The following is a 16,040-nucleotide window of genomic DNA, read 5'->3' as shown; positions in this document are numbered from 1 at the left end:
CCCGAAACGAACCGCGGCGAAACATCTTACCTAAAAGCCAGGGGATAGCTGTCCAGCGCCGTCTCGTTATTCGTGCTTCACAATGATATACACGCCGTTTTCCAGGTCATGCACCATGGCGTCCAGGGTACGGGCCAGGTAACGGGCCATTTTCACCTGCTCCTCCTGGTTGCGGGCAAAAAAAATGGGCGCTCCCCCGGCCACAATATCCATATTCAAAGTTACCACAGCCATTATGCGGTTTTCCATAACACCACCATCCATGCCGGTTTACCTGGCGGCCATACGTCCCGCTTCAGTTTTCAATGGCCTGGAACGGGCGCTTTCCAGCACGGGAGTACGCTTTACCGCCAGGATTAACGCATCCTGATCCCTTTCCACGGGTACCGTATAAAGCCCCACCACCCCGCTATCGGGATCAATACGGGCAAGGGGGGTGAACTCTGGAATATCCACGTCTTTCTTGGTTCCCAGAAGCACCGTAACTGTATGCGCTATGGCCTGGCGCTGCCCCAGATCGTGAATGGTGGCCCGGGCATCGGAATTCCTGGGTATAATTAAAACAGCCAGCCCCTCGGCCAGGATCTTCTCCCGTATCTCCTTCAAGCCGACATTGATAAAACCGATGTTTTCCACCATCAGGATAGAATTGTCAAACCATATTCGTGCCGGCACGACTTCGCAGATATCCCCCACTGTCTCCCCGGCCATAAATGTGCGCACAAAGATTATGGAAAGTAAGGCAATAAGAACGGCCGCCGGAAATCTCCCCAGTTCATAGGCAATGCTGGTCAAAAGGGCACAGCCCATGGACAGGTAATTACGGGCTTCAAAGGTACGGGCTATTCCTTCTATATAATCACTGCCCCGCTTGACCAGTTCGTTTTCATCCAGGTGTTCCAGGGTTTTTCTTTCAATACCCCTTATTTCCCGGAACTGACTGGCAGCCAGCGCCAGGAAAGTTACCGCGGTATAATCCGGTTTCAAAATAGCCGGAATGGCTACCGCTCCCAGGGCAGAGGCGATAAAACCCAGGAAAAGGTGAGAAAGATAACCATGAGGGTAGCCGGGATACTGGCGGTAATCCAGGTGCAGCATAACCATCCTGGCTATCGTACCGGCCATTGTCCCGGCTATGATGGTGCCCAGGTAATGTTCCAATTTCCCCCACCTCTAGTCCTGGCGAATACGTTCCAGATGATCCCTGGCCGCCTCACCCGCATCCGGATCCCGGTGGCCTTCTGCCGGCGTTTCGGTTGCCTTTTCAGCGGTATCCAGGTCCGGTTTTCGGGCCCGCCGGGGAGCGAAGAAACTCGCAAATTCCCGGCCAAAGAAATCGCTTAACCTGCTTTTGGCCCTGTCCCAGCTTCCGGCACTGATGAGCAGAAACGCACCTCCCCCCAGCAGGGTCAGGGCAATGATCCAGCCCAGAGCCTTCCAGCTGCCGGGCGTTCCCGCCGTACGGTCGGTAACCGGTTTGGGTGCTCCCCCGGGGGCTGGTCCGGTGAGGCCCAGGACAACCGGCACAGCATCGGCCAGAAGAGCGATGCCTCGCTCTGCCTCTCCCTTCGTGTTGGTGTGGGTGCCCGCTTCGATGAGCAGGGCGGTAGGCATCAGGTCCTGGTTATAATTGCCCTGTGCGGTAAATATTTCTTTAACCACCGGTTTATGCAGGCTGTTGGCGTAGGACATCAACCTCTTGGCAAAATCAAGGTTGGCCTGCATCCGCGGATTTTCCCGCCCCACCACCAGCCGTGTCTGGGCTACATCCTCATTGGAAATATAACGCTGGTAATAGCTGGGATCGGAAATGCCGTCCCTGTGCACGTCAAAAATGGCAATGGGGTTATTCTGCATCAATTTTACAGCCGTTCTCCGGGAACGGTAATAGGCGTTATCGTCATGGGGGTCATGGGGGGTCCTGTCATAATCCACCCTTACACCGCTGTTCTTTAAGCGGTTTACCAGGGCTTCCCCCACCTGGTAAATACCTCCCTTAAAGGGAATGGATTCCGAACCGTCTGTGGGCACATAGGATTCATCGCTGTGGGTGTGGTAAATACCTACCGGCCGGGTACTGCGGGCCATCATCCGGACAGCGGGAACGCCCAGGTGACTGTAATACTCATTATAGGCCAGCAGGTCCCTGTCCATTCCCAGATAACGGGCGTAAGCGGTGTTACCCTTTACCCCGGTAACCCGGTAATGCCGGCCTTCAGCAGTAAAAATTTCGTCTCCCACCGTAACCCGCCGGGAAGCCTGGCTGATCACGCGTCCCTGCTCGTCCTTTACAGTATAGACGACGCCCACCTGGTGGTCGTTTTCTGCCTCTTTAAAGAAGGTGGTTACCGACCATACCGGCCGGGTAAGCCGTGAAACGGATAACCCCAGGAGCAGGGATATTCCCACCAGGAGCAGGCCGATTCCCCAGATAATCCTGCTTTTTGCCCCGGTCACTTTAAAGTTCCCCCCTCGTCATTCTCAGGACTTTCCCTGTCGATCCTGTTCCCGCCATTCTCCACGGTAGCCATTTCCGGTTTGCGCAAAGCCCTGAGCAAGGCTTCCGGCCGCCCTTTCGATACCGGTCCTCCCTGCAGGCGCTCTCTCACCTCGCCTACCACTTCGGCCAGGAGCACGGCCAGGATCCCGGCCAGCACAATGGCATCGAAGGCGCCAGCGCCGCCAATAGCCACCCGGCCTGCCGGGGCACCGCGGCTGACCAGCCAGAAATAGTAACCCACATCCAGAACCAGCAACCCCAGCGTGGCGGAAACAAAGGCAGCCCGTCTTGAACGCCCGGCAAGGTAACCCACCAGCCCGGCAACCAGAGGATAAAGCCACAGGGCATCCAGAATTTCATACCTTCCTCCGGGTTCGGGCAGACCCCTCATTACCAGGGAGCCTACGGCATAGACCACTACTGCGGTTATCCCTGCCCCCACCAGGGCACGGATACGCTCCGCAGCAGTCCCCGCCCGGGAGAGCAGGTAAATAGCCAAACCCAGCGGGATCAGGCCGCCGCCGACGTTTATGGAAACCGGGTAACGACCGCCGGGAATGGGCAGGGAGATGAAACTGCCCACCATCATGGCCACAATTACGGCCAGGGCACCCCGGTCAGTCAGGCGCATGCGATCCAGGGCCCGGTGGGCCAGGCCGAAAAAGATCAAGAGGGAGATAACTATCAGTGCCGTGATACCCACAGGAAAACCGGTCATGTACCATCCTCCTCTATACTTAAGCTTTTTTTAGCGTGCCCCGGCCAGGTATAAATATGCACAAAAAAAAGTGGCGCTTTGCACGCCACTATGCTTTGCCACCGGAAATAAGCTTATTTTTCAAAAAGATCTCCCACCACTTCCCCTATAGTTACGCTGGCACCGTCACTGCTGTGCTGGTAGCCCGGCTCTTTGGCACGCCGGCTCCCCCTTTCCCGCTCCCGGTTGACTTCCCGGATGGAAAGGCGGATTCGTTTTTCAGCACGATCCACATTAAGCACCTTAACTTCAACTTCTTCTCCTTCCTGAACCACTTCATCGGGAGTGGCCACATGCCGGTCCGCCAGGTGAGATATATGCACCAGCCCTTCCACTCCCGGCTCCAGCTGGACAAAAGCTCCAAACGGTGCGAGCCTGACCACTTTGGCCTTCACGATGCTGCCCACGGGATATTTTTCCTCCACATTATCCCAGGGGTTGGGCAACACCTGTTTTAAGCCCAGGGAAACTTTTTCATTCTCCCGGTCCACCCGCAGAACCATTACGTCCACTTCGTCGCCTACATTTACCACTTCTGAAGGGTGGTTAACCCGGTACCAGGCCATTTCCGATATATGCAGCAACCCATCCACGCCGCCAATGTCCACGAAGGCACCAAAATTGGTCAGCCGGCGAACCACGCCCCGCACAACCTGGCCTTCCTGCAGGCTTTCCAGCAACTCCCGGCGCCTGCGCACCGCTTCCTCTTCCAGCACAGCCTTACGGGAGAGGATAACTTTCCGCCTGCTGCGGTTTAACTCGATTACCTTGGCTCTGATCTTTTCCCCTACATATTTGCTGAGGTCTTCTACGTAACCTCTTTCCACCAGAGAGGCCGGCAGGAAGGCCCTCAAGCCCACATCCACCAGAAGACCGCCTTTAACCACTTCCCGCACGATGCCCTCGACGGGCTCACCGTTTTCCAGGTGCTCATTTAATTTCACCCAGGCTCTCTCCGCATCGGCCCGTTCCTTGGAGAGGATCAGCCGCCCCTCATTATCTTCAGCTTTAATAACGGCAACTTCTATTTCATCCCCGACCTTTACCACATCCGCGGGGGAACTTACACTGTAGCAGGACAATTCCCTCAGGGGAATTATGCCTTCCGACTTGGCGCCGACATCCACCAGCACCTCATCGGCACCTACCTGAACCACCACGCCCTTCACAATTTGCCCTGGCCGCAATGACCTGACCTCTACGGCTTCTTTCATCCCTTCCTCGCCGCTGGCTGTCTCCGCGGCACTTTCCCCGGCACCGGGTGTTTCACCGGTTGTACTGTCGGCAGCGGGTATACCCTGCACAGCTTCCCGGGCGGCGGCGCTGGCAGTGGTGTCCTGGGCGGCAGGGGAAGCTTCCCCGGCGGTTTCCCCGGTGGCTCCGCCCGGGGATACCACCTGGTCTTTCTCCCCAGCGACACTGGTGTCTTTAATGTTTTCCTCCACAGCTACCATCTCGCCCAACTCCTTCATCCGTCGTTCTACCTCCTCTATAATCCAGTCAGGTGTGGATGCCCCCGCTGTCAATCCCGCCACCTTCACCCCTTTAAACCAGGAGGGGTCCAGTTCCCGGGCGGTTTCCACCTGATAGGTTGGTACACCCGCCTGGCGGCACAGGGCGGCCAGCTTGCGGGTATTGGCGCTGGACGCACCACCAACCACCACCATCACATCCACCTCCCGGGCCAGTTCCAGGGTAGCCCGTTGCCTGGCCCCGGTGGTATGACAGATGGTATTGTATACTTTTAATTGTCCCACTTTTTGCAGCAGGACATCCACCACTGCCTGGAAGTTGGCCAGCGGCTGGGTGGTCTGGGCCAGCACGGCCATGCAGGCCATCGCCGGCAACTTCTCGGCCTCCCGGGGCCCTTCCACCACTACCGCCCGCCCACCGGTCCAGTCCACAATACCCTGAACCTCGGGATGGTTCTTATCACCCACCACCACCACCAGCGTACCGCTGGCAGCTTCAGAGTGGGCCAGCTTCTGTGCCCTGCCCACAAAGGGGCACGTCGCATCCACTACCTTCAAATCGCGTTTCCTGGCAGCGGCCAGAATGCCGGGGCCTACGCCATGGGAGCGGATAATCAGTTTCCCTCCGGGACGGGCTTCCTCCACCCTGCTTATCTCCTGTATCCCCGCCGCCGCCAGTTTATTCATTACCTGGGGGTTATGAATCAGTGGACCGAGGCAGTAGACCGGCCCGTCCCGCTCCCTGGCCGTAGCCATAGCCAGCTTTAAAGCCCTTTTTACACCAAAACAAAAACCTGCTTCCGCCGACCGCCGCACTTGCATTGAAAAATCACCGACTTACTTCCCGCTGTTCATTAACCTGGCAATCTCATGCATCAGTTTCCGGCTGACTGCCAGGTAATCAGGCCGGCCGCCTGAGCTGTACTCAAATACCAGCGGCTTGCCTATATTTACCCTGACCCTGCCGAAAAGGCCGCGGGTATTAATCACTGCTACCGGCAGTACCGGTACTTTTGCCCGCAAGGCCAGCATGGCAGCCCCCATATGTGGTTCGAGGAGCTCACCGCTTTTGCTCCTGGTTCCCTCCGGAAAAATACCCACCACCCGGCCCTGCTTTAGCAACTCCAATGCCCGCCGGATAGCCTGCCTGTCGCCACCACCGCGGCGTACCGGAAAAGCACCCAGGGCTCTAATCACCGGGCCGAGAAGGGGTATATTGAATAACTCGGCCTTGGCTATAAAATGTACCTGCCGGTCCAGCGCACATCCCACCACCACGGGGTCCCAGTAGCTGACGTGGTTGCTGACCACCAGCACTCCCCCGGAAGGAGGGAGATGATGCGCTCCCACCACTTCCCACCGGCGGACAAGGGCAAGAACTATCCGGCAGATGGCCCGGGCTACGCGATAGAACATCAGGAAAACCTCCCCCGAACCCGGGCAGTTATCATCTCCACTACCTGCTCGACGCTCAAATTCGAACTATCAATAACCCAGGCATCGGGTGCAGGCATGAGCGGTGCTACCGGGCGGCTGCTATCCAGCCTGTCCCGTTCCGCGATTTCCCGGATGAGCAGGTCCAGGGGAACGTGGTGCCCCTGGGCCTGCAAATCCTGCTGCCGGCGCCTGGCCCGCGCTTCCGGCGAGGCAGTAAGGAAAATTTTCAAACCGGCGTCTGGAAGAACCACCGTACCCACGTCCCGGCCATCCATAATCACGTTTTTGCTTTCAGCCATTTCCCGCTGGCGGTGGACCATAACTTCCCGTACCCCGGGCAACCTGGCTACCAGGGATACGTGGCGGGATACTTCCGGCTCCCGGATGGCCCGGGTGACATCTTCCCCATCCAGGTAGATCCGCGTTGCACAACCCGGGTCGGTGGTCATTTCAATCCGGCTTTCCCTGGCCAGTGCTTCCAATGATTTTTCATCTTTAAGGTTCAACCCCTGGCGCAGGGCTTTCAGGGTTATGGCCCGGTACATGGCTCCTGTATCAATGTACAGCCAGCCCAACCTCCGGGCCAGCTCCCGGGCCACCGTACTCTTACCCGCCCCGGCCGGACCGTCAATGGCAATAGACTGCCTGCTAACCATGCCCATCTCCCTATTATAGTAACACAAATACCCTCTTTAATTTCGACACTGCACTGATATTTCCTTCAAGAGATAACAAAGAAAAAAATAAACCGGGAAAAACTATCCCGGTATTATTCTACCCGCAGGGAGCCCAAAATACCGGTAAATCCGGGAAAAGAAACATCAATACACCCTGCGTCCTGAATAACCGTTTTGCCCCGGGCGGCCAGCCCGGCTACAGCCATAGCCATGGCTATGCGGTGATCTCCATGGCTGGCACATGAAGCTCCGGTAAGGGGGCGGCCACCCCGTACCCGCAGGCCGTCGGGCAGCGCCTCTGCCTCCACGCCAAACTTCCTCAACTCCTGCACCACGGTATCGATACGGTTGCTTTCTTTCACCTTCAGCTCCGCGGCATCCCTTACCACCAGTTCTCCTTCTGCCAGGGCGCCAGCCACGGCCAGTACGGGAATCTCATCTATAAGACGGGGGATCATATCCCCACCAACGGTTACCCCCCTGAGCCGGGAATGACGAACCCGGACATCGCCCACCGGTTCATTGGCAAGCCGGTAACGGTTGGTAATTTCCAGGTCGGCGCCCATAGCCTTCAACACATCCACTATCCCATCCCGGGTGGGATTGAGTCCCACCCCCCGGATGGTTACATCGGAACCGGGCACTACCGCCGCGGCCACCATAAGAAAGGCCGCGGAGGAAATATCCCCGGGAACCATAATCCGGCGCCCGGTTAGAACCTGGCCGCCTTTAATGGTGACGGCTGTTCCCTCTTTAATTACCTCCACACCGAAAAACTGCAGCATGCGCTCCGTGTGATCCCGGGACGGAACCGGTTCAACAACCCGCGTCTCGCCCCTGGCCAGCAGGCCGGCCAGAAGGAGAGCCGACTTCACCTGGGCACTGGCCACGGGAAGGGAAAAACTGCAGCCTTCCAGTGCGCCACCCTGAACGGCCAGGGGAGCCAGGCTGGCCTCCCGGCGGCCCCAGATACGGGCACCCATCCGGGACAGGGGAGCGGTAACCCGCTTCATGGGCCGGCGGCGCAGGGAAGCATCTCCGGTAATAACGGAGAAAAAGGGCAGCCCGGCCAGTATGCCCAGGAGAAGGCGCATGGTTGTGCCGGAATTACCCGCATCCAGCACGTCTCCCGGCTCCTTTAAGGCTGACGGGCCGCGCCCGTGCACGGTAAGCCGTCCTTTCTCATCGGGCCCGGTAAAGGATACTCCCATTTCAGCCAGGCATTTTATTGTGGCCAGGCAGTCGGCCCCCATAAGAAAATTTTCAATTAAGGTTTCACCTTCGGCCAGGGCGCCCAGCATGGCCGCCCGGTGGGAAATGGACTTATCCCCGGGAACTGTGGTGCTCCCCCGCAACGCCCGGGGTGGGGTTATTTCCAGATTCATATTTCGCCTGCCTTTCTGTGTGCATAGCCCCTGCTGCGCTTACACGCACCCGCAGGTCAACAATGTCCGGAAAAATGATTCTATAAATAAAAGCAGCGGGCTGGAAGGTAGAAATGTCCTGTTGTTAGCGCTTAACCACCTGGTAGCCGGCCTGTCTTAAGATGCGCACCGCTTCCTCCTGCCCGGCGGCGGTGGCAAAGGCCAGGCGGATGGAACCGCCTTCTCCCTCCCGTACCCGGAGGATCTCGATATCGCTGATGTTAATACCCGCTTCCCCCAGCAGACCGGCTATCCCGGCAATCATTCCCGGCCGGTCGGGAACGCCCACCACTATTTCGAACATGGACCCCAGATAACCCCGCATACGGGCGGGTATTTTTTTACGCACCCGGCTGGCCTGCTCTAAAAGGGCAAGGATCTCTTCTTCCCGGCGGTCGCTGATGGCCCTTTCCAGGCGTTCCAGTTCCCGCCGGAAACAGGCCAGAACCTCAATCACAGCTCCCCGGTTGGAGAGAAATATGTCCCGCCACATCAACGGATTACCTGCCGCCACGCGGGTAGTGTCCCGGAATCCCCCGGCACCCAGGGGGAGAAAATCCTCTCCCCCTGGCATCTCCACCAGGGTGTTCACCAGGGCCGCCGCCACCAGGTGGGGAACATGGCTGACAGCGGCCACCGCCCGGTCATGCTGCTCCGGCGTCATCTGAACGACCCTGGCTCCCACCCCGGCAGCCAGCAATTTCACCCGCTCAACGGCCCGGGCAGGAGTATCCGGAAAGGGAGTGATGATATAAAAGGCATTTTCAAAAAGGTAGGGATCCCCCCCCGCCATACCCGAATATTCCGAACCGGCCATGGGGTGGCCGCCAACAAACCAGGTTCCCGGCGGCATCATTTCCGCCGCCCGGGTACAAACCTCCACCTTGGTGCTGCCCACATCGGTGACCACCGCCCCGAAAGACAGGTAATTCCTCAGCTGCTTCAGCACGGACGTGGTTTCACCCACCGGTGTGGCAATAACCACCAGTTCCGAGCCCCGCACCGCACCTGCGGGATCGCATGTCGTTTCATGCACCGCCCCTGACTCCATGGCCAAACGGAGGTTTTCGGGATTTTTATCCACGCCTATCACCCGCCGGGCCAGGGAACGGCGGCGCAGGGCCAGCCCGAGGGAGCCGCCTATTAAACCCACGCCAATAATGACCACCCGGTCAAACATCGGTGTCCTCACCGGCCAGCCGGCGGTTGACAGCCCTGGCCACACGGCGCAGCTCCTTCATCATCCGGGCAAAATTCTCCGGGGTCAGGGACTGCGGGCCGTCGCACAGGGCTTCCGCAGGGTTGGGGTGCACCTCAATCAAAAGGCCGTCGGCACCGGCAGCAACGGCTGCCCGGGCCATGGTGGGCACGAATTGCCACTTGCCGGTACCGTGGCTGGGATCGACCACCACCGGCAGGTGGCTGAAATGTTTGACCACCGGCACGGCAGAAAGATCCAGGGTGTTGCGCGTATAGGTTTCAAAGGTCCGGATGCCCCGCTCACACAGGATAACCCTCTGGTTGCCCATGGACATAATATATTCTGCCGCCATAAGCCATTCTTCAATGGTGCAGGAAAGTCCCCGTTTCAAAAGTACCGGTTTGTCAAGCCGGCCCACCTCCCGCAGGAGGAAAAAGTTCTGCATGTTCCGGGCACCAATTTGCAGGATATCGGCATATTCCGCCACCAGGGGAAGAGTGCGGGCATCCATCACTTCCGTAACCACCTTCAGGCCGGTAACTTCCCGCGCCTCAGCCAGGAGCTGCAAACCCTTCTCTTCCAGTCCCTGGAATGAATAGGGGGAAGTGCGGGGTTTGTAGGCGCCCCCTCTCAAAATAGTAGCCCCGGCAGCCTTCACCTGCCGGGCTGCCTCCAGCAGCTGTTCCCGGCTTTCCACCGCGCAGGGACCGGCCATTACATGAACCGTTTCTCCACCAATGGCCAGATCTCCCACCATAATCACACTGTCCTCGGGATGAAAAGCCCGGCTGGCCAGTTTATATGGTTGAAGCACCGGCATAACCTTTTCCACACCGGGCATGGCCTCCAGAGCCGTATCTTCCAGCCGGGTGCGGTCGCCAATAATCCCGATGATGGTCCGCTCCACCCCCTGGGAGACATGCACCAGAAAACCGCTGTTTTGCAGCCGCTCCACGACCGCATGCACCTGGTCACGGGTTGCACCCTGCTGCATGACAACAATCACTTTTTACCCCTCCGTCCTATCCATACTGCTATTTTCCCCTGAAAACGAACAAGGCACCAAGGAGGTGCCTTAATACCCATCAAAAGACATGGACATCCCTCCCCTGCCGTACTACCATCCTGCACTGAACTCAGTTTTATCTTAGCACAGATTACCTGAAGCGGCAACGCTTTTTTTACATGGGGCCGGATAACCTGCGCCCAAGGCTTTCAGCCATGGGGCGCAGTTCTGCCAGCAGGCGTTCCAGCTGTGCGGGAAGCAGGGACTGGGGACCGTCGGAAAGGGCTTCCTCGGGACAGGGGTGTACTTCCAGCATTAACCCGTCAGCCCCCGCCGCCACCGCCGCCCGGGCCACGGGAGCCACCAGGGAGCGCCGCCCCGTACCGTGGCTGGGATCGGCAATTACAGGCAGGTGGGAGAGTTCCTTAATAGCCGGAATGGCGCTTATATCCAGGGTGTTACGGGTATAGGTTTCATAGGTGCGTATACCCCGTTCACAGAGGATTACACTCCGGTTACCTTCCGCCAGTATGTATTCCGCCGCCAGCAGCCACTCCTCAATGGTGGCGGCAAGCCCCCTTTTAAGCAATACGGGACGATGCACCCTGCCCACTTCCCGCAGCAAATCAAAGTTCTGCATGTTGCGACTGCCTATCTGGAGTATATCCGCATATTTTAAAACCATGTCCAGGTTACGCACATCGGTAACTTCAGTAACCACGGGCAGGCCGGTCAATTCCCGGGCCCGCGCTAAAATACGCAGTCCTTCCTCACCCAGCCCCTGGAAAGAATAGGGAGAGGTACGGGGCTTGAAAGCTCCACCCCTGAGGATATGGACGCCCATCTCCTTGAGGGTCGAAGCCAGCCCCAGCATCTGCTCTTCGCTTTCCACGGCACAGGGGCCGGCAATTATTATCACCTGGCCGCTTCCAATGCGGCAGGTTTTGAGTTCGACAACCGTATCCTCCTGTTGATATTCCCGGCTGGCCAGCTGGTAGGCAGGCAAGATGTGTACCCCCTTACATAACCTTTGAGGTTAGATCACGGCAATTTTCAAGAGCAGATTTAATCTCCTTGACCAGGGCGGCCACCAACGGAGCCGGGTCGCCCGTACCCGCCCGGTCCACCAGCTCGACGATGGCACTACCCACAACCACGGCGTCGCAGTACGGTGCCACCGCCGCAGCCTGCACCGGGCCGGCAATACCAAAACCAATGGCGCAGGGCAGATGAATACGCCTGCGTACTGCTTGCATGAATTTCGCCAGATTGGTGTTGATCTCCTCCCTGGCACCGGTTACTCCGGTAACGGAAACGCAGTACACAAACCCCCGGGCCGCAGAGGCAATAACGGCCATTCTTTTTTCGGTGGTGGTGGGAGCCACCAGTGGTACGAGGGCAAGACCGTAATGATCGGCATGCCCCAGCAATTCCCCGCTCTCTTCAACGGGCAGGTCGGGCACGATCAGGCCATCTATCCCGGCCCCGGCAGCATCCCGGGTAAACTGCTCCAGCCCGTACTGATATACGGGATTATAGTAAGTCATCACAATGAGGGGAATGCCCGTTTTCTGCCGGATACCGGCGCACAGGCTTAAAATGTCCCTGACCCTTATGCCCCCGGCCAGAGCCCGGGCGGAGGCCCGCTGGATTACCGGGCCGTCGGCTACGGGATCCGAAAAAGGGATACCCACTTCCACCAGGTCGGCCCCGGCTTCCACCATGGACATGATGAGCCCGGCAGTTGTGCTCAGGTCTGGATACCCGGCAGTAATATAAGTGATGAGCCCTTTTTTCCTCTCCCGGGCCAGGGCAGAAAACTTCGCGGTAATACGGTTTGCAGTCATAATTTCCCCTTCCCCCCTTCCAGGATGCGGGCCACAGTCTCCACATCCTTGTCTCCCCGGCCGGAGAGGTTCACCACGATGATGGCCTCCCGGGGCATTTCTGCGGCTATTTTTACGGCCTGGGCCAGGGCATGGGCGCTTTCCAGCGCCGGAATGATCCCTTCCGTGCGGCAGAGCAATTGAAAAGCTTCCAGGGCTTCCCCATCGGTCACAGCCGTATAAATAACCCGGCCCGATTCTTTGAGATAGCTGTGCTCCGGGCCAACACCGGGATAATCCAGCCCGGCGGAAATGGAGTGGGCCAGCCTGATCTGGCCGTCTTCATCCTGCAAAACGTAGCTCTTCGAGCCGTGCAAAACACCCGGGCGGCCCCGGTTAAGGGTGGCAGCATGCTTACCCGTTTCCAGCCCGCAGCCGGCCGCCTCCACCCCCACCAGTTTTACCTCCTCCTCTTCAAGGAAGGGGTGGAATATGCCCATGGCATTGCTTCCTCCCCCCACGCAGGCTATAATCACATCGGGCAGCCTGCCGGTTTGCTCCTGTACCTGCCGGCGGGTTTCCACTCCTATGACGCGCTGAAAATCCCGTACCATCATGGGGTAGGGATGGGGGCCGGCCACAGAGCCAATCAGGTAATAAGTGGTATCAACGTTGGTTACCCAGTCCCGCATGGCTTCATTCATGGCATCTTTCAGGGTACGGCTTCCAGCGGACACCCCGATCACTGAAGCACCCAGAATACGCATGCGGAAAACGTTCAGGGACTGGCGGGCCATATCCTCTTCACCCATGTACACGGCACATTCCATGCCAAAAAGGGCGGCAGCGGTGGCCGTAGCCACCCCGTGCTGGCCGGCACCCGTTTCGGCTATAATGCGCTTCTTGCCCATCCGCCGGGCCAGGAGAACCTGGCCAATGGTGTTGTTTATCTTATGTGCACCCGTATGATTGAGATCCTCCCTCTTAAGATAAATCCTGGCCCCCCGGCAGTATTCGCTCAGGCGGCGGGCAAAATATAACGGTGAGGGCCGGCCCACATACTGCTGCAGGTAATAATCCAGTTCCTGCCAGAAAGACGGGTCCTGCCGCACATCCAGGTAGGCCGAAGTCAGTTCCTCCAGGGCCGGCATGAGGGTTTCCGGCACGTAACGACCCCCGAAGGGCCCAAAATAGCCCCGCTCATCTGGTAGTGACATAATTTTCCCCTCTCCTTCCACACGGTAAGGGTTATGTTGCTGTCAATTGCCTTAATTCACGCCGGGCTCCTGCCGGAAGCCCGGGCGGCAGCAATGAAGCGGCGGATTTTCTCCGGGTCCTTTTTCCCCGGCCGGCCCTCCTTTTCCACGCCACTGCTGACGTCCACTCCATAGGGTCGCACCAGATCCACGGCCCGGCCCACGTTCTCCGGCGTCAGGCCACCCGCCAGAATGAGGGGGCGGGGTAGTTTCAGGCCGGCAGCCAGGTGCCAGTCAAAGGGCTGCCCGGTGCCGCCTTTCCGGCCGGCCACAAAGGTATCGAGCAAAATAGCATCTGCCGGGTAACCGGATACCACCTGCGGATCTATTTTTAATTCACCACCCACCCGGAAAGCCTTGATCACCCTGCGACCAACAGCGCGGCAGTAATCCACCGGCTCGTTGCCGTGCAACTGGATCACATCCAGCCCGCAGTAATCCGCCACCGTCCTGACTTCCTCCAGGGGAGCATCCACAAACACTCCCACCCGGGTAATGAAGGGCGGCAGTTCCCTGCAAATAAGCCGCGCTTCCACCGGGGTAATGCGACGGGGGCCGGGGGCAAAGACAAAGCCAAGGGCGTCTGCTCCGGCTTCCGCAGCCGCAAGGGCGCCGGAAATATCGGTAATACCACAGATTTTTATCCTGACCATGGAAGGACACCCTCCCCCAGCAGTTCTTTCACCTTACGCTCCATATCCCCGGCTTTGACCAGCGCCTCGCCCACCAGGGCCGCATCGACCCGGTAGCGGGCCAGAGCCAGCATATCCTCCCTGGAATTAATACCACTTTCGCTGACCACCACCACACCCGGATCGGTAATTTTCTCCCGCAAACGGAAAGTAGTGCTGAGATCAACAGAAAACGTGCGCAGGTCCCGGTTGTTGATGCCAATTATGGAGGCCCCGGAGGCCCGGGCCCGCTCCAGTTCTTCCGCAGTATGCACCTCCACCAGGCAGCTCAGGCCAAGCTCCGCCGCCAGGGCCTGAAAGGAGGATAGCTGGCGGTCATCCAGTGCCGCCACAATCAGCAGGATGGCATCCGCCCCCAGGCAGCGGGCTTCATAGATCTGGTAGGGGTCGATGATAAAGTCCTTGTATAAAAGAGGCAGGGAAGTTTCACGGCGCACCAGGGGCAGAATCAGGCGGTGCCCCCGGAAAAAATGGTTATCGGTAAGTATGGAAATGGCAGCGGCACCGGCCCGGGTATAAATCCGGGCCACTTCCACCGGCTTCATACCCCTTGCCAGCCAGCCTTTGGAGGGCGAGGCGCGTTTAATCTCAGCTATAAGGGTTACTTTTCCCGGGCGGCGCAGGTGGTCACGCAGCGATCTGGTAGCTCCAGGCAGCTGAACCCGACCGGCAAGCCAGGCAAGGGGCCTGATAGCGCGCCGGCATTCAACCTCCCGGCGCTTATGGGCGATAATTTTTTCCAGAATCAAAGGCTGATCACCTGCCGGCCGGCCCGGCGGGTAAAGGCTATTAACTCCTCCAGCTTGCCGGCAGCAGCACCGCTATCTATACTGGCAGCAGCCAGTTCCAGTCCCCTGCCAAGATCTTCCGCCCTGCCGGCGGCAACCAGCCCTAAAGCGGCGTTTAAGAGTACAGTATCCCGGCAGGGACCCCGGGCGCCCCGCAGTATTTCCCTGGCCAGCGCGGCATTAAATTCCGGATTACCCCCGGCCAGGGATTCCACGGGAGTATACGCAAAACCATAATCCGCCGGGTCCAGGGAGTACTCCCGGATATCCCCCTCCCGCACTTCGGCCACCACTGCCGGCCCGACCGGGGATATTTCATCCAGCCCCCCGGCCCCGTGGACTACAAAGGCACGTCTGGTCCCCAGGCGGGCCAGCACCCGGGCAATTACGGGCACCAGTCCGGCGCTGTATACCCCCACGATCTGAACTTTGGCCCCGGCTGGATTTGTCAGGGGGCCGAGCACGTTAAAAACCGTACGAATACCTATTTCCCGCCGGGGACCTGCAGCGTGTTTCATCGCCCTGTGCAGGGCCGGCGCAAAAAGGAAGGTTATGCCCACCTTATCCAGGCATTCCTCCAGTTCCGCAGGAGATAACTCCAGATTCACCCCCAGCGCCTCCAGCACATCGGCTGACCCGCAGCGGCTCGATACGGAACGGTTGCCGTGCTTGGCCACCGGAACTCCCGCTCCGGCCAGCACCAGGGCAGCAATGGTAGAAATATTAAAAGTACCGGCGCCGTCCCCTCCCGTACCACAGGTATCCACCACCACGGGGTGCCTGGAACGTACCGGCGTGGCATGACGGCGCATGGATCTGGCGAAACCGGTAATTTCCTCTATGGTCTCCCCTTTTAAACGCATGGCAGTCAAAAGCGCGGCAATTTGCGCCGGGCTGGCCTGCCCGGTCATGATTTCATCCATTACCCGCTCCGCTTCGCTCTCACTCAAGCTCTCCCCGGCCACCACACGGCCAATGGCTTCTTTAATCATACTCAATCTCCC

Annotated in this window: 16 protein-coding genes; all 16 read right to left on the bottom strand. The window is 58.7% G+C overall.

The features are described 5' to 3' along the window. Positions 1 to 66: 66 nt before the first annotated feature. The gene (locus tag BR83_RS0109105) at positions 67 to 249 is read right to left on the bottom strand and encodes a capping complex subunit for YIEGIA (RefSeq protein ID WP_027356825.1); all 183 of its coding nucleotides are present in this window, start codon (positions 247 to 249) and stop codon (positions 67 to 69) included. Between the two features lie 21 nt (positions 250 to 270). Next, positions 271 to 1,161: a YIEGIA family protein gene (locus BR83_RS0109100; RefSeq protein WP_027356824.1), complete on the bottom strand. Its 891-nt coding sequence runs from the start codon at positions 1,159 to 1,161 to the stop codon at positions 271 to 273. Positions 1,162 to 1,173: 12 nt separating this feature from the next. Then, positions 1,174 to 2,457, bottom strand: coding sequence for a stage II sporulation protein P (gene spoIIP, locus BR83_RS0109095; protein WP_027356823.1), 1,284 nt, complete (start codon positions 2,455 to 2,457; stop codon positions 1,174 to 1,176). Continuing rightward, on the bottom strand, positions 2,454 to 3,218 hold the full coding sequence (locus tag BR83_RS0109090) for a DUF1614 domain-containing protein (RefSeq protein WP_027356822.1): 765 nt from the start codon (positions 3,216 to 3,218) through the stop codon (positions 2,454 to 2,456). The genes spoIIP and BR83_RS0109090 overlap by 4 nt, the downstream gene beginning before the upstream one ends. A 113-nt stretch (positions 3,219 to 3,331) precedes the next feature. Then, positions 3,332 to 5,551, bottom strand: coding sequence for a bifunctional 4-hydroxy-3-methylbut-2-enyl diphosphate reductase/30S ribosomal protein S1 (locus BR83_RS0109085; protein WP_027356821.1), 2,220 nt, complete (start codon positions 5,549 to 5,551; stop codon positions 3,332 to 3,334). Between the two features lie 15 nt (positions 5,552 to 5,566). Further along, positions 5,567 to 6,145 (bottom strand): lysophospholipid acyltransferase family protein, encoded by a 579-nt coding sequence (locus tag BR83_RS0109080; RefSeq protein ID WP_027356820.1) that lies wholly within the window; start codon positions 6,143 to 6,145, stop codon positions 5,567 to 5,569. Beyond that, a complete protein-coding gene (cmk, locus tag BR83_RS0109075) occupies positions 6,145 to 6,822 on the bottom strand; it encodes a (d)CMP kinase (protein WP_027356819.1) in 678 nt (225 codons plus the stop codon). The genes BR83_RS0109080 and cmk overlap by 1 nt, the downstream gene beginning before the upstream one ends. 113 nt (positions 6,823 to 6,935) lie before the next feature. Beyond that, on the bottom strand, positions 6,936 to 8,228 hold the full coding sequence (aroA, locus tag BR83_RS0109070; RefSeq protein WP_027356818.1) for a 3-phosphoshikimate 1-carboxyvinyltransferase: 1,293 nt from the start codon (positions 8,226 to 8,228) through the stop codon (positions 6,936 to 6,938). Between the two features lie 124 nt (positions 8,229 to 8,352). Continuing rightward, positions 8,353 to 9,447, bottom strand: coding sequence for a prephenate dehydrogenase (locus BR83_RS0109065; protein WP_027356817.1), 1,095 nt, complete (start codon positions 9,445 to 9,447; stop codon positions 8,353 to 8,355). Beyond that, positions 9,440 to 10,474, bottom strand: coding sequence for a 3-deoxy-7-phosphoheptulonate synthase (aroF, locus tag BR83_RS0109060; RefSeq protein ID WP_027356816.1), 1,035 nt, complete (start codon positions 10,472 to 10,474; stop codon positions 9,440 to 9,442). Before aroF (BR83_RS0109060) ends, BR83_RS0109065 begins: the two co-directional genes overlap by 8 nt. Before the next feature lie 175 nt (positions 10,475 to 10,649). Continuing rightward, positions 10,650 to 11,480: a 3-deoxy-7-phosphoheptulonate synthase gene (aroF, locus tag BR83_RS15530; RefSeq protein WP_051618076.1), complete on the bottom strand. Its 831-nt coding sequence runs from the start codon at positions 11,478 to 11,480 to the stop codon at positions 10,650 to 10,652. 13 nt (positions 11,481 to 11,493) lie between these two features. After that, a complete protein-coding gene (trpA, locus tag BR83_RS0109050) occupies positions 11,494 to 12,321 on the bottom strand; it encodes a tryptophan synthase subunit alpha (RefSeq protein ID WP_027356815.1) in 828 nt (275 codons plus the stop codon). Then, entirely contained in the window at positions 12,318 to 13,517 is a 1,200-nt protein-coding gene (trpB, locus tag BR83_RS0109045) for a tryptophan synthase subunit beta (protein WP_027356814.1), read from the bottom strand. Before trpB ends, trpA begins: the two co-directional genes overlap by 4 nt. Positions 13,518 to 13,573: 56 nt before the next feature. Beyond that, complete coding sequence (locus BR83_RS0109040; protein WP_027356813.1) at positions 13,574 to 14,209, bottom strand: phosphoribosylanthranilate isomerase; 636 nt, start codon at positions 14,207 to 14,209, stop codon at positions 13,574 to 13,576. After that, entirely contained in the window at positions 14,197 to 14,997 is an 801-nt protein-coding gene (gene trpC / locus BR83_RS0109035; RefSeq protein WP_027356812.1) for an indole-3-glycerol phosphate synthase TrpC, read from the bottom strand. The genes BR83_RS0109040 and trpC overlap by 13 nt, the downstream gene beginning before the upstream one ends. Then, a complete protein-coding gene (gene trpD, locus BR83_RS0109030; RefSeq protein ID WP_027356811.1) occupies positions 14,994 to 16,028 on the bottom strand; it encodes an anthranilate phosphoribosyltransferase in 1,035 nt (344 codons plus the stop codon). Before trpD ends, trpC begins: the two co-directional genes overlap by 4 nt. Between the last annotated feature and the right edge of the window lie 12 nt (positions 16,029 to 16,040).

Origin of the sequence: Desulfofundulus thermocisternus DSM 10259 (genome assembly GCF_000686645.1) — a bacterium.
Taxonomy (GTDB): Bacteria; Bacillota; Desulfotomaculia; order Desulfotomaculales; family Desulfovirgulaceae; genus Desulfofundulus; species Desulfofundulus australicus.
This window is presented reverse-complemented; position numbering and strand designations above follow the sequence as displayed.